11 protein-coding genes are annotated in these 15,776 nt (G+C 36.1%); 7 read left to right on the forward strand and 4 right to left on the reverse strand.

All coding sequences use genetic code 11. The annotated features are described in order from the left end of the window. The first annotated feature begins 105 nt into the window (after positions 1-105). From tyrR to maiA, 3 genes are all read left to right on the forward strand, one after another. Positions 106-1,674 (forward strand): transcriptional regulator TyrR, encoded by a 1,569-nt coding sequence (tyrR, locus tag AC27IF_RS19445; protein ID WP_487056015.1) that lies wholly within the window; start codon positions 106-108, stop codon positions 1,672-1,674. Between the two features lie 265 nt (positions 1,675-1,939). Then, positions 1,940-2,926: a fumarylacetoacetate hydrolase family protein gene (locus AC27IF_RS19450; protein ID WP_487056016.1), complete on the forward strand. Its 987-nt coding sequence runs from the start codon at positions 1,940-1,942 to the stop codon at positions 2,924-2,926. Positions 2,927-3,011: 85 nt separating this feature from the next. Next, positions 3,012-3,653: a maleylacetoacetate isomerase gene (gene maiA, locus AC27IF_RS19455; protein WP_487056017.1), complete on the forward strand. Its 642-nt coding sequence runs from the start codon at positions 3,012-3,014 to the stop codon at positions 3,651-3,653. Positions 3,654-3,752: 99 nt separating this feature from the next. On the opposite strand, the gene serA is transcribed toward maiA, so the two are convergent. The 4 genes from serA to AC27IF_RS19475 form a co-directional block, all read right to left on the reverse strand. Then, entirely contained in the window at positions 3,753-4,988 is a 1,236-nt protein-coding gene (serA, locus tag AC27IF_RS19460; RefSeq protein ID WP_487056018.1) for a phosphoglycerate dehydrogenase, read from the reverse strand. 165 nt (positions 4,989-5,153) lie between these two features. Next, entirely contained in the window at positions 5,154-5,810 is a 657-nt protein-coding gene (gene rpiA / locus AC27IF_RS19465; protein WP_487056019.1) for a ribose-5-phosphate isomerase RpiA, read from the reverse strand. 105 nt (positions 5,811-5,915) lie between these two features. After that, a complete protein-coding gene (locus AC27IF_RS19470; RefSeq protein ID WP_487056020.1) occupies positions 5,916-6,551 on the reverse strand; it encodes a 5-formyltetrahydrofolate cyclo-ligase in 636 nt (211 codons plus the stop codon). A gap of 71 nt (positions 6,552-6,622) precedes the next feature. After that, positions 6,623-8,149 (reverse strand): peptide MFS transporter, encoded by a 1,527-nt coding sequence (locus AC27IF_RS19475; protein ID WP_487056021.1) that lies wholly within the window; start codon positions 8,147-8,149, stop codon positions 6,623-6,625. 487 nt (positions 8,150-8,636) lie between these two features. Between AC27IF_RS19475 and AC27IF_RS19480 the strand changes: the two genes are divergently transcribed. The 4 genes from AC27IF_RS19480 to tviB all read left to right on the forward strand — a co-directional run bounded on the left by AC27IF_RS19480 (position 8,637) and on the right by tviB (position 15,595). After that, positions 8,637-11,363 (forward strand): SLBB domain-containing protein, encoded by a 2,727-nt coding sequence (locus AC27IF_RS19480; RefSeq protein WP_487056022.1) that lies wholly within the window; start codon positions 8,637-8,639, stop codon positions 11,361-11,363. Between the two features lie 316 nt (positions 11,364-11,679). Further along, on the forward strand, positions 11,680-12,417 hold the full coding sequence (locus AC27IF_RS19485) for a lamin tail domain-containing protein (RefSeq protein ID WP_487056023.1): 738 nt from the start codon (positions 11,680-11,682) through the stop codon (positions 12,415-12,417). Between the two features lie 251 nt (positions 12,418-12,668). After that, the gene (locus AC27IF_RS19490; protein ID WP_487056024.1) at positions 12,669-13,718 is read left to right on the forward strand and encodes a Wzz/FepE/Etk N-terminal domain-containing protein; all 1,050 of its coding nucleotides are present in this window, start codon (positions 12,669-12,671) and stop codon (positions 13,716-13,718) included. Positions 13,719-14,314: 596 nt separating this feature from the next. Further along, on the forward strand, positions 14,315-15,595 hold the full coding sequence (gene tviB / locus AC27IF_RS19495) for a Vi polysaccharide biosynthesis UDP-N-acetylglucosamine C-6 dehydrogenase TviB (RefSeq protein WP_487056025.1): 1,281 nt from the start codon (positions 14,315-14,317) through the stop codon (positions 15,593-15,595). Positions 15,596-15,776: the final 181 nt, after the last annotated feature.

The following is a 15,776-nucleotide window of genomic DNA, read 5'->3' on the forward strand; positions in this document are numbered from 1 at the left end:
AGCACAAAAGCCTTAATGATATTTATCATTAAGGCTTTTTTCTTGTACAAATTAGTTTACAATGATTTTAACGAGTTACTCCACTTAGTATTAAGGGCTTATTGCATGCGTTTGGAAATCACCTGTCATGACCGTGTCGGTATGGGACAAAAAGTATTAGGCATTTTTGTTGAGCACAGTATTAATGTACGTGGCATAGAATTAAAACAACCAGGTCGAATTTTTATTAATATCCCTGATTTAGAATTTACTGATTTACAAACATTTATGCCGCAACTACGTTTAATTGAAGGGGTAGGCGATGTTAGAACAGCTCCCTTTATGCCTTCAGAGCGTGAGCGAAATGAGTTAGTAACCTTAATCAAAACTTTCCCTGATCCTTTTATCTCTATCGATGCTAAGGGCAATATTCGTATTGTTAATAATATTGCCGCTAACATTATGGGAACAAATGAAAGTACCATTAAAGGCCAGCATGTTAGTCAATGGCTAAAAGGCTTTAACTTTTCTCGCTGGTTAGAAAGTGATGATGTTTTAGCTCAAACTCGTCGATTGAAATTTCAAGGTGAAGATTTTGTCGCTGATATTATGCCTATTAATGTCGCGGGTGAGAGTAATGTTGGTGGCGAAGAGAATAAACAAATCTTAGCTGGTGCAGTACTTATTTTAAAATCTGAAGCGCGATTAGGCCAACAGATTAATGCGTTTAAGCAGCCGAATGAAAACACTTTTTCTGGTATACAAGCTGGAAGCACTGCAATGCGTAAAGTAATTAGAGAAGCTAAGCGCATGTCACAACTTGATTCATCCATCCTTATTATCGGCGAAACAGGGACAGGGAAAGAGTTACTTGCACGTGCTTGTCACGCAGCGAGTGAACGAGCTGAACAGCCTTTTATGACATTGAACTGTGCCGCTTTACCTGATGATGTTGCTGAATCAGAGTTATTTGGTGTGGGTGAAAAAGAGCAGGAAAGCAGTAAACGAGGCATTTTTGAACTGGCTGATGGCGGCAGTGTTTTCCTTGATGAAGTAGGCGAAATGTCGACTAAATTACAAAGTAAGCTTCTGCGGGTGATTCAAAACGGTAGCTTTAGGCGTGTCAATTCAGAGCAAGAAATTACCGTTAATGTTCGTATAATTAGCTCAACCAATAAAGATTTATTAAACTTAGTTTCCATAGGAGACTTCAGAGAAGATCTTTATTACCGGTTAAATGTTTTTGGATTGAATATTCCCCCTCTAAGAGAAAGACGCAGTGATATTCTACCCTTAACGGAATACTTTATTGCTCATGCTGGACAACGTATTGGCCGCCATAACTTAAAGTTAACACCAGAATGTCGAGATTTTATTGAACATTACCCTTGGCCAGGGAATGTCAGACAATTAGAAAATGTATTAACTCGTGCAGCATCTCTGCTAGAGGGTGGCGAAATTGACGTAGAACACCTTCAGTTACCTGCGTACACGAGAGAGCATGGGTATCTTGAAGAAGAGTTTGAAGGAACGCTCGATGCCGCAGTTAAAAACTTCGAAGCAGATCTTTTAAGAAAGTTATATCCAGCTTACCCAAGTACAAGACAACTTGCTAAAAAATTAGGTTTAAGCCATACGGCTATCGCCAACAAGTTACGTGAATACGATATTAATAAAAAAACAGTGAAGATTTAATTTTCGTCAAAATTTTTACTTTATTACATAGACTGCCTATGACATTTTCTTTGATAAGTTAAGAATGCCGGTATTAACACCGCTCGTTCTGAGCTTATCAAAGGAAGTGGAAAAATTCATGTAAAGAATTTCTTCCGCAACACAATAGCCTCTATTTGCCAATAACTTGTCGCAAAGCCCAAATTGTTCGTAAAATCTTATCATCTTCCTAGTAATACACCTTTTTGTACAAAGTGATTGTGCAAAGATTGATAAGGTTTTTTTCATGAAATTAGCTACATTAAAAAATAATACTCGCGATGGACAATTAGTTGTTGTTAGTCGTGCTCTTGATAAAGCAGTTGTTGTGGCTGATATTGCCCAGACATTACAGCAAGCATTAGATAACTGGCAGGAATTATCGCCTAAACTTGCTCAGGTTTATCAATCATTAAATGCTGGCGAGATCTCAGATACTCTTAACTTCGATCAAAGCCATTGTGAATCACCATTACCACGTGCATATCAGTGGGCTGATGGAAGTGCTTATGTAAATCATGTTGAATTGGTACGTAAAGCGAGAAACGCTGAAATGCCTGAAACATTCTGGACAGATCCTTTGATGTATCAAGGTGGCTCAGATGCTTTTATTGGTCCGCGTGATGATATTAAAGTCGCTTCTACAGATTATGGTATCGATTTTGAGTCAGAAGTAGCAATCATAACTGATGATGTGCCTATGGGGGCGTCTGCTGAGCAAGCTGCATCTCATATTAAACTTCTTATGCTGGTTAATGATGTTTCGTTACGCAATTTAATTCCTGGTGAACTTGCTAAAGGTTTTGGTTTTTTTGCCTCAAAACCGTCTAGTGCCTTTTCTCCTGTAGCGATCACCCCGGATGAATTAGGGCAAGCATGGGATGGCGCGAAATTACATCTACCATTAACGACACATTTAAATGATGAGTTATTCGGTCAACCAAATTGTGGTGTCGATATGACCTTCGATTTTCCTACTATTGTCGCTCATGCTGCAAAAACACGTCCTTTGTCCGCAGGGTGTATTGTTGGCTCTGGTACTATTTCAAATTACGACCGCTCAGCGGGTTCTAGCTGTTTAGCAGAAAAGCGTATGCTAGAAATTATCGCTGATGGTAAACCATCTACCGACTTTATGAGTTTTGGAGATCAGGTTCGCATTGAAATGTTTGATGCTGATGGCTTAAGTATTTTTGGCACTATCGAGCAAACAGTAGTTGAATATAAAGGGTAACCTTTTTGACCCTTTAAGCTAAGAATGACGCAGTCGCTTGTCTAAAGGAATGGACTGTTATTATAACAATAATAAAGGTTTACACATGAAACTATACGGTTATTGGCGCTCTACAGCTGCATATCGGGTGAGAATTGCTTTACATCTAAAAGGCATTGCTTTTGAAAGTGAATCAGTGCATTTAGTGAAAAAAGGCGGAGAGCAGCATCAAGCTAAATATGATGCTATTAACCCTAATCACTTAGTTCCAACTTTAGTTGATGGCACACTAACACTTAATCAATCATTAGCAATAATTGATTATTTGGAAGCAAATTATTCTGGTTTATCTTTATACCCGGATGACCCTAAAATAAAAGCGACAGTACAGGCATTGGCGTTAGATATTGCTTGTGAAATTCACCCTTTAAATAATTTACGAGTACAGCAATACTTAACGTCTGACTTGAAAGTAGATGCTCAAGCAAAATCTCAATGGATTGATCATTGGATGACGATTGGCTTTCATGCTATTGAAAAACAGCTAGTTAAGAGTGCAGGGTGTTACTGCTTTGAAGATCAAGTAACGGTTGCGGACATTTGCTTAGTGGCACAGGTATATAATGCAGATAGATTTAATGTTGATATGAGTGCTTATCCCTATATCAAACGTGTCGTTGAAAACTGTAATAAACTGGAAGCATTTCAGTTAGCCTTACCTGAAAATCAGCACGATGCTCAGCTGTAGTTATTAATTAAAATTAGGCGGGAATTTATTCGCGCTTTATGTACATATAAAAAAAGAGAGCTTAAGCTCTCTTTTTTTGCAAAATATTATTTTAATTAACTAGTGTAATATTCTTGCGCGTATAGTGCCATTAACCGCTTTTAATGATTTCAAAGCTTGTTCGCTATCTTCAGACTCAATATCAATAACAACATAACCAATTTTATCGTCAGTTTGTAAATATTGGGCAGCAATGTTAATGCTATGCTCAGCAAAAGCTTGGTTGATTTGTGTTAGCACACCTGGTTGGTTGTGGTGAATATGCAGCAGTCGGCTAGTATTCACATGCTCAGGTAATGATACTTCAGGGAAGTTAACGGCAGATAAACTTGAACCATTATCAGAGTATTTAGCTAATTTACTTGCTACTTCTAAGCCGATGTTTTCTTGAGCTTCTTTGGTGCTGCCACCAATATGAGGCGTTAAAATAACATTATCAAAACCGCGCAGCTCAGAAATAAATTCATCGTCATTTCCTTTAGGCTCTACTGGGAAAACATCGATTGCAGCGCCGGCAACTTTCTTATCTGTTAAGGCTTCAGCGAGCGCTGGGATATCAACGACAGTACCACGTGATGCGTTAATGAATATAGCACCAGTTTTCATTGCTGAAAACTCTGCAGCACCAATCATTTCTTGTGTTTGTGGTGTTTCAGGAACATGTAAACTAACAACGTCTGCTTCACCTAATAAGGCATTTAATGAAGGCGCTTGACTTGCGTTCCCTAAAGGCAGTTTAGTTTCAATATCATAAAAACGTACTCGCATGCCTAACGTTTCTGCCAAAATACCTAGTTGCATACCGATGTGACCATAACCGATAATACCTAAAGTTTTACCACGAGCTTCTACCGAGCCAAGTGCTGACTTAAACCATTCACCACGATGCGCTTTAGCACTTTTTTCAGGGATACCACGTAAAAGTAGTAAGGTTTCGCCTAATACTAACTCAGCAACTGAGCGAGTGTTTGAAAAAGGAGCATTAAATACCGGCACACCCAATTTTTGAGCTGCAGTGATGTTGACTTGGTTAGTACCAATACAGAAACAGCCGATTGCGACAAGCTTTTTCGCATGGCTTAATACTGCTTCCGTTAATTGGGTACGTGAACGAATACCAATAAAATGTACGTCAGCAATTTTTTCAATTAAATCAGCGTCAGATAAGGACGTTTTAAGGTACTCTATATTTGAATAACCTTTAGATCTTAACTCTTCAAGGGCGCTTTGATGAACCCCTTCAAGTAATAAAATTTTAATTTTGTCTTTTGCTAATGAATTCTGATTTGTGCTCATAAGTTTTGGCTTCGCTTATAACGTTAATTATTAATCTTTGTTTAGTCTGTTAAATGGTTTAGACGGCTAGATATCTATAATTTCGATAAGATAACATATAGTGTAACAACTCTAAAGCACTTATTTGGCTAATTTTACAACTTAAGTGACATAGCATGGATGTCTTTATTGGATTACTTTTGCGCCATCTTCACTACCCATTATAAAAATATCTGCGCCACGCTCAGCAAACAAGCCATTGGTGACAACACCGACAATATTATTAATGTCAGTTTCTAGCTTTTTAGGGTCGAGGATATTTAGATTATGAATATCAAGAATAACATTACCGTTGTCAGTAATGACTCCTTGACGATAAGTTGGGTCGCCGCCAAGTTTTACAATTTCACGTGCGACATAACTACGCGCCATAGGTATAACTTCAACAGGTAATGGGAAGTCACCGAGTATTGCTACTTGTTTAGAGCTATCCGCAATACAAATGAATTTTTTAGCAACAGCAGCGACAATTTTTTCACGCGTTAACGCGGCGCCGCCACCTTTGATCATACTCATATGCTCAGTGATTTCATCAGCGCCATCAATATAAACGGCTAATTCATCAACATTGTTTAAATCAAATACTTCAATGCCGTGTGACTGTAAACGCTTTGTTGACTCTTCAGAGCTAGAAACAGCACCGATAATGTTATTTTTTATTGTAGCTAAAGCATCAATAAAATGATTAACGGTAGAGCCTGTTCCTACACCAACGATAGTGTCATTTTCAATAAAGTCTAAGGCTTTGATTGCCGCAGCTTTTTTCATTTCATCTTGAGTCATTTCTATACTTCCAATACTATTTTGCCGATATTATAGCAGTGAAAACTGAGTGAATATATGAGAGATAAAACAATTAAATTAAAGAGGATGTTTAAAAAGTGCAAATTATAAAAATTGATAGTGCTTAGTGGGGGTGATTATTTCAGGAATAGGTATATCCCAGTGTTCGGTAGGTATCGTTTTAACAAGCTGACAATCGTGCGCTAAACCAATCGGATAAGGTTTAATAAATGAGTTATTATTAGATGCTTTCTTTGATGATTGTTTGGATTTAGTAAACCAAGTGGCCAAAGTTCTATCGTAGTACCCGCCTCCCATACCTAAACGCTCTCCTAAATGAGTAAAAGCAACCAATGGAGTGAAAATAATGTCCAATTCTGAGCTGGGTAATACGTCGTTTACATTGAGCTTAGGCTCTAAGATTCCATATCGGTTTACGTGCATTTCACTATGTGCATGGTAATGCAAAAATAATAACTGACCTTTATTAAAAGGGTGAATAACAGGTAAATAGGTTTTTATATCATGCTGCCAGCACCACTTTATCAATAATGAAGGGTCAAGCTCACTGTCGTTAGCGAGATAAATGGCAATATTGTTAGCATTGCAGAGTAAAGAGTGGGATTTTAATTGATCAACGAGAAGTAGTGAGGCTTGTTTTTGAAAATCATCACTTAATGAGTTTCTTTGTTTTCGAGTATCAGCTCTGAGAGTTTGACGACTGATGGTTGAATTATTCATCTATGATAGGTATCAATAAAACAAATGAGATGCGGTGAACACTAACTGTTCACCGCTCAATTAGCGATAAGTTAAGCAGTTGCTGTAACTTTAGCTGTTTCGTTAGCTTCGTCTTCGGCTAAACTTTCCCAAAAACGGCTTCTAAAAGCAATAAGTAAAATTACAATACCAATACCAATGCTGAATAAGCTAATTTGAATATATAAATTAGGAAGTTGGTCTACACGGTTAGGATCGAAGTTACCGGCTAATAAGCCTGAAATAATATTACCTATTGAATAAGTTAATACAAATACACCCATCATTTGACCAGCAAAACGACGAGGAGATAATTTACTTACTGCACTTAATGCAACTGGGCTTAAACATAGTTCACCAACAGTATGTAAGAAGTAGGTAGCAACTAACCAGTAAGGAGCAACTTTCATACCTGAAGCAGCATATTGAGCAGCAAAGAACATTACGATAAAGCCACTTGCCATGATGATCAAGCCAATTGCACACTTAATACCGTAAGCAGGGCTAACATAACGTTTACCTAAGTTAATCCAAAGAGCTGCAAAAAAGGGTGACAATAATACGATAAAGATGGCGTTTAGAGATTGGAACCAACCTGTTGGTATTTCAAAACTGCCTACTAGTCTGTCGGTGTAATCACGAGTAAATAAGTTCATTGATGAGCCGGCTTGTTCAAAGCCAGACCAGAAACAGGCTGATGCAACACAAACAAGCAATAATGCCCATAAACGTTTCTTCTCACTTGGAGTTAAACTACCGCCGAAATAAATTGCACCGTAATATAAAAAGAATACTAAGGTAAAAGTAACCGCAACATATTGAGCAACAGAAACAGGGTCAATAGTAATGGCGCCAGACATAGTCATTGCCATTACTGCAGCAATAACAATTAAAATTGTTGTGATTGCTAACCAACTTATTTTTTTGCCTTTAGCTGATAATGGCGATTCAGGCTCTGCACCTGCGGATTCAAGCTTGTCAATTGTTCTACGGTATTGGAAAAGGCCTATTGCCATACCAACTGCTGCAGCACCAAATGCCCAATGCCAGCCATAGTTTTCTTGATCTTCCATTAAGTAACCACAAACGGAATAACCAATAACTGAGCCAATATTTATGCCCATATAATAGATGGCATAACCACCATCTCTTCTTTTATCTTCGTCAGAATATAATTGTCCAACCATAGCACCGATATTAGGCTTAAGTAGACCAGTACCTAAAATAACGAAAACTAAACCAATAAAAAACGTGTGATCATTAGGAATAGCTAGAATAATGTGGCCAACCATGATGATTAAGCCGCCATACCAAACCGCTTTTTGTCCACCAATTAATCTATCGGCAATCCAGCCGCCGGGTAAGCCCATAAAATATACGCTACCTGTGTATAAGCCATATATCGCTGCTGCAGATGCAACAGTTAAGCCTAAGCCACCTTCTTGTAATGTGGCTGTCATGAATAAAACTAACAACATACGCATGCCGTAGTAACTCATGCGTTCCCACATTTCCGTAAAAAATAAAGTTTTGAGGCCTTCGGGTTGACCAAAAAATGTGCCCGAACTAGCTTGTGTCATAAAATAATCCTAGTGTTCATATATTTTTTATTATGAATATATCATTGCGTTAATTGTATTTTTTACTTTTTAATGTCTTCTAATAAAAACACAAAAAATGTATACAATGTGGTGTTATACCTTTGCTAGCATTTAAAGGCAAGTTTGAATGGCGAACAAACTCCTTGACGCTTTGTTATGTGTAGCGAAATCTTTCCCCTTCAATTTCATCAGTGGTAAATTTAGTCTTTCTCTGCTTTATGATTGTTTAGTTTTTCTTTGATCTGCCAAGGAGAAATTTATAACTTTAAAATAACGGGTTAATCGTAATTTATGCTGATTAAGCTTAATTATGATTGTGGTTCATTTGTAACAAGCAAATCTTATTGTTTGCTTAGAAATATACTGATAAACTTCGGCGTTGCTAATTAATAGCATATACAACTATTTATTATACTTACGCTCAGGTTACTGTGCGTATTCGCATGACAGGAATCTCTTTGCGCTCATGATAAGCTTAACTAAAAAAATACTAACCACATTCATTTTTCCAGCGGTACTTTTCGCTTTATCCACGGCTGTATTTTCCGCACAAATTAGCCAAGCGCAAATTGAACAGTTTCAAAGCTTACCTCCTGTTCAACAAAAAGCGTTAGCGCAATCAATGGGAATCGATATTAATGCAATTCAATCACAAATATCTTCTTCTGGTACTTCTTTTAATCTACAAGAAAATACCACAAGCTATCCTAGAGGAACTCAATTCGATGCTCAAGGTAATCCGATTCAAGAAAATGAAATTGAAGAAGATGAAGACTTCGAGGAAGTAAAAGAACTAAAACCTTTTGGTTATGATATTTTTGCCAATGCACCGCAAACTTTTGCTCCCACGATGGATATAGCAATACCTGCTGATTATATGGTGGCACCAGGGGATAAAATTTCAATTCAAGTATTTGGTAAAGAAAACCAAGAATTAGAATTAGAAGTTAATCGTGAAGGAGATATTGTATTTCCAACACATGGCCCATTTTCTGTGGCAGGGCTTTCATATGCCGAAATGAAACTTTTACTTATTGCTAAGATTAAAGAAAAAGTCATAGGTGTTGATGTCGTCGTTGGTATCGCTTCTTTACGCTCTATGCGAGTATTCGTGTTAGGTGATGCATACAGACCTGGACCTTATAATTTGAGTTCGCTGTCAAGTATCACTCATGCAATATTTGCTGCAGGTGGCATTAGTGATATTGGTAGTTTACGTAATATTCAGTTAAAGCGTGCTGGTAAGCTAATTAAAAGTTTAGATTTATATGATTTATTGATCCAAGGTGATTCAAGCAATGATGTGTTACTACAATCTGGCGACGTAGTTTTTATTGCTCCCGTTGGAGACACTGTTTCTATTGATGGTGAAGTACGTCGTCCAGCTATTTATGAACTGTCAAAAAATGATGACTTCAAGAATATCATTAATATGGCAGGTGGTTTGTTGCCAAGTGCGTATGCTAAATCAACAATAGTTGAGCGATATAATACCAATAACTTACGCAGCGTGATCAATATTGATTTTACCGACAAAAGTCAGCTTTCGACAAAAGTGCAAGCAGGTGATGCCGTTAGAGTGATGAAAGCTGCAGATATGTTTGCTGAGTCAGTGACGTTAATTGGTGCTATTACTCGCCCAGGTAAATATCAATGGCAGGCAGGTCAAAAAGTTACTGATTTATTACCTGAAGTAAGCTCTCATCTTCTAGTTAATGCAGACCTTCAATACAGTCTCATTATTCGTGAAATAGATTTAGCACGTAATATTGAAGTGTTGCAATTTCAATTATCGAAAGCTATTTCAAATCCAGAATCAGCAGATAATTTAGTATTAGAAGCCAATGATAAAATTTTAGTTTTCTCGCAAGTTGATAAGTTGAGTGAAAGTAGTTTAAATCTTGATATGCTTGCTTACACTCAAGATGAGTTGTCTACAAAAGAGCAGCAATTAGCAAAAGATAAGTTCAAAACCAAGCAATTTTGGTCTAAATACGGTAATCCAGAGAAACTTGCCGAAATGGATGTTTCAGAAACTGATAAATTGATTAACCAATCAATAGCGCAAATGTCAGGTGGCAAAGTGAAAGAAGAACTTGATGTTAAAGAATTAACCTTATTTTCTCGCCAACGATTATTACTACCTATTATCCAAAAACTTAAACGCCAAGGCGGGGCAGGTCAAGCCATTCAATTAGTCGAAGTGGATGGTTCAGTTAAGTTCCCTGGTATTTACCCTTTAGCAACGAATGCTAGGGTTAATGATTTAGTTCTTGCCGCCGGTGGTTTAGATGAATCGGCTTATCTAGCGCGCGCCGAAGTAACAAGAAATCAAGTTAGCAGCCAGTTTGTTAGTAAACGCTCTATATCAGTTGATTTAGGTGCGGCATTACAGGGGCAAGAAAAAGAGAATATTCTTCTACAAAGTAAAGATAGATTGAATATCCATCAAATTCCGGCATGGAGTGAAAACCATGTTGTTGAGCTGAGAGGAGAATTCGTTTTTCCTGGTAAGTATACCATTCGTCGTGGTGAAAGCTTGTCTGAACTCATAGCTAAAGCAGGCGGTTTCACTAGCTTCGCGCATCAAGAGGGGTCGGTTTTTACACGGGTTAAATTGCAAGAGTTAGAACAACAAAATCTCTTTAAACTAGCCAGTGATTTACGTATCGAAATGGCATCAAAATCATTATCTGATCAAAATTACTCGCAATCATATGCTGAAGTTCAAGAGATGTTAAGTGATCTGACCAAGTTAAATCCTGTTGGACGTTTAGTCTTAAATTTGCCTAAAGTGGTCAAAGATAATGCATATGATGTATTGCTCGAAGATGGTGACGTTCTATATGTGCCAACACTTAAAAACTCTGTAAATGTTATTGGCCAAGTACAAGTAACCTCATCACATATATACGATGCCAGTCTAACTGCTGAAGATTACTTAGCTCAAAGTGGCGGTAGTAAGAAACGTGCAGATGAAGATAGAATTTATATCATTGCAGCTAACGGCGGTATAAGAATGGTGGAAAATGGTAACTGGTTTGCTAGCAATAATGGCGCAAGCATGAAACCAGGTGATACTGTTGTCGTACCACTTGATTCAGAATACATGAATAACCTAACTTTATGGACAAGCGCTACAACGATTATGTATAACACTGCCGTTGCCATCGCAGCGATTAGTGGTATTTAATCGCTTATCATAATTTATAATCCAAAAAAGAGAATGAAATCATTTTTCTGAACATTAAATGATTTCATTCTCATAGTTTTAGTTAAATATATTCCCTATATTAATAGTTAATCTTCCACCTTATTGAACACCACTAAAGGCTTTGATAATCACTGTACTTCCTGAGCTGGTCAAAGGAGTGGATACATTGAATAAGTGTAAATCAATACACATCAGAAAAATAATTAGCAATTTTTAAATTCTTGTCTAATCTTATTGTGGAAAACGTAATCACATGAAGTGAACGTAATGTACTAACAAATAAAAGGATTTAACTATGCTATACAAATGGTTTTTACGTATTTACCACACAATTGCGTTTATCATATCTCTCGGCTTATTTATTCATGTATTTACGCCTATATTAGTTGAAGCAAGTCCTCTACCTAATGTATTTATCAATGAGTTTCACTACGACAATAGTGGCGCAGATCAAGATGAATTTATTGAATTAGCAGGAGTTTCAGGAATTAACTTATCAGGTTGGTCATTGCATTTTTACAATGGTAGTAATGGTACTGACTATAAAAACTACACCTTCAGCGACTTGACGATTGATAATTCAAGTAATGGTTTTGGCTTTACGTCAGTTCATATCGCAGGTATACAAAATGGCTCACCAGATGGAATAGTGCTAGCCGACTCCTATGACAATATAATTCAATTTATTTCGTATGAAGGAAGCTTTACTGCTACTAGCGGTATTGCTGAAGGCTTACTAAGCTCTGACATCGGTGTTGTAGAGGCAAATAATACTCCTGTTGGCTATTCATTACAGTTAAAAGGGCAAGGAGAGCGATATCAAGATTTTACCTGGGCAACTCCACAACTTAACAGCATGAATACAACTAATAACGGTCAGAGTTTTATCCATAATATTGAAAGTGCATTACCAATAAATGAACCTAATGGCTTTTTATTAATTTTACTTTCTATTTGTTTAATTATTTTTTCATTAAGTACTAAGAAACGTCATTATATGTTCAGATCTAATTATCGTATTGTGACATGTTGAAAAAAATATAGTTTTATTTGAACGAGTAGGTACTCTGTTAGGTTTGATATTATAGACTATTTATATAGCTAACTTGTTTTTCATTATTTATTAAACCTCTTAAGAAAAACTTATTTTAATAATCATTTCAAATGATAGGGGGCTCTACCCTTTACATCAACAAAGCAACCCCTTTATAATATTGCAACTTTTGTAAGGTCTTAAATCAAGCCCAAACGAATATAATTAGCTTTTGATTGGTGTGAAATTAAGTGTCTAAAAAAATAGAAGAAAACTATAGTAGAAATATGGATAACAATAACACACAAGGAATGGGTAAAAACAACCTTTCTTCAGCTAACGCCGCTTTATTGCAACAGCAAGCTCTTTTCGCTCAAATACAACACAATCAGCAACAGGATGATGAAATCGACTTAGCTGAATTATGGAGAGCTATTTGGGCAGGAAAGTTCACTATAATTGCTATTAGCACAATATTTGCGGTTGCTTCTATTTTCTTTGCACTATCTAAACCTAATGTTTACAAAGCTTCTGCAATGTTAGCTCCTGTATCTGCAGACAGTGGTACAGCTGGGTTAGGTGCTCTTGCAGGACAATTTGGCGGTTTAGCTAGCATGGCCGGTATTAATTTAGGCGGTGGTGGTGGTGACAAAACGGCACTGGCACTTGAAATAATCAAATCACGTTCTTTTATTGAAACTTTCATTGCTAAACATGATTTATTAGTACCGCTGATGGCGGCTGAAAAATGGGATATGGAATCTGATGCTTTACTCTTGAATGATGAACTATATGATCAATCATTAAAACAATGGATTAGAGAAGTGAGTCCTCCTAAAAAAACAATCCCTTCTTCTTGGGAAGCATATACAGAATTTTCAAACATATTAAATGTGTCTCAAGATAAAACCACGTCAATGATAATCATTGACATTGAATATTTTTCTCCGGCTATGGCACAGCAGTGGTTAGCTTGGTTAATCGCCGACATTAACGAATTTATGCGCGCACAAGATCAAAAAGAAGCGCAAGACTCAATTAATTACTTGACGAATCAACTTGAAAAAATTCAAGTTGCCAGTATGGAAACCGTTTTTTATCAGCTTATTGAAGAGCAAACTAAAAATATGATGTTGACACAAGTAAAAGCAGAATACGTGTTAAAAACGGTAGATCCAGCACAAGTACCAGAACAAAAGTCAGGTCCTAAGCGCATTTTAATTGTGGTTTTAGGTACTATTCTTGGTGGTATTTTATCGATACTTATTGTATTAATTCGTTACTTTTCTAAGAGAAGTTAAATTAACAAAGAATAACTCATATGATGATATTGCTAGGCTCATTAATGAGTAGTTAAATGAATTAAAGAAGATTGTTTTATACGATTTTTAACTCTAATTTATTAACGGTTCTTTGTAGTGAAGAATCATCATTAAGAGTTTTTTGATGGATTGACGCATCTCACTTACATAATGTTAATGTACGAGACTAGTAAATAAATTCATTTCTAATAAGCTTAGAGCTGTACTAAAAAATAAACTCTAGTATAATTCTGAAAATTTTAAAGTCCTTGAAGAAGGTTATCGATTTATTTTGGTAACCAATTTAAAGTTTATCAACAAAAAGGTCTCAAGGTTAAGACTTTAGCCCTGTTAAAGTTACAATTTCTGAATAATAAAATAAATGCTGAGCAGAATAAGGTTTCTCTATCGGAATGCTATTTTGGATAGAAGAGACTTTATTGAAATCAGTTATTTGACACTTCCTTTAGCTTTAGCAAGTTTTGAAAATAATACTAATTTAGTCATTTTGAATGATTCAAAGGTAAGTTAATTTAAAATTACTTTAGTAATTAAATAATTATCAACTTCGGTTAAATAATATACGAGTATGTAAAATGAATTTATCTCTAGAGAATGTAAAAATTGCCATAATAGGTCAGGGTTATGTTGGTTTACCATTAGCTGTTGAATTTGGGAAAAAATACAGCACTATCGGATTTGATATAAATGAAAAGCGCATTAAGGAATTGCTAAGCGGGAAAGATAGCACTTTAGAAGTTAGTTCTGATGAATTAGCTGGGGTAGATAAGCTTGAGTTTTCTTGTGAAGCTTCTTATTTAGAAAGTGCCAATATATATATAGTTACCGTGCCGACACCCATAGATGATAATAGTACTCCAGATTTATCACCTTTAGAAAAAGCTTCAGCAATGCTAGGTCGAGTAATAAGTAAAGGTGATATTGTCATTTATGAATCAACTGTTTACCCTGGCGCGACAGAAGAAGTATGTTTACCTATTATTGAAAAAACTTCTGGGTTTACTTTTAATCAAGATTTTTTTGCTGGTTATTCACCAGAACGAATCAACCCTGGAGATAAGGTTAATACTTTAACTAAAATCATGAAAATCACTTCTGGGTCTACTCCAGAAGTAGCTGACTTTGTAAATGAACTATACATGTCAATTATCTCTGCAGGAACGCATAAAGCGAGTTCAATCAAAGTAGCAGAAGCTGCAAAAGTCATTGAAAATACTCAGCGAGATTTAAATATTGCAATTATCAATGAGTTTGCCAAAATATTTAATAAATTAGATATTGATACAGAAGAAGTGTTGAAAGCAGCTGGTACTAAATGGAACTTTTTACATTTTAAACCCGGTTTGGTTGGTGGGCACTGTATTAGTGTAGATCCATACTACTTAACCCATAAAGCATTAGAAGTAGGTTATCGACCAGAAGTAATTCTGGCTGGCCGTCGAATAAATGATGGGATGGGGGCTTATGTTGCAACTCAAATGGTGAAAAAACTATCTAGTCAAAAGATTCACATCGATGAAGCAAAAGTTTTAGTTTTAGGGTTTACCTTTAAAGGTGATTGTCCAGATGTTCGAAATACTAAAATTATCGATATAATAAAAGAATTAAAAGACTTTAATATGGATGTAGATGTTTATGACTCTTGGGCAAATATCGAAGAGGTTAAACACGAATACGACTTAGAATTAACCTCAAAATTACAAAAGAATAAATACGATGGTATTATACTTGCTGTTGATCACGACGAGTTTAAAAATATGGGGGTCGAAAGAATTAGAGGATTAGGTAAGAGTAATCATGTCTTATATGACGTAAAATATGTATTAGAAACCGATGAGTCTGATATAAGATTGTAGAAATATTAAGTTAAAAAGCAAAATTATAATTTACTATTATCTCAACGTTGTTTTTTTACTTATTCCAGAAAGAGAAAAGGAAACGATATCAGCTAATTATACTGATTCAATAACATTGTAATTTATTTAAGGTTAAACTTCATTCAGTTATTGATTAAAAAGATAAAGTAGTTAATACAGT

It is taken from the genome of Colwellia sp. KS18-150 (genome assembly GCF_057551365.1).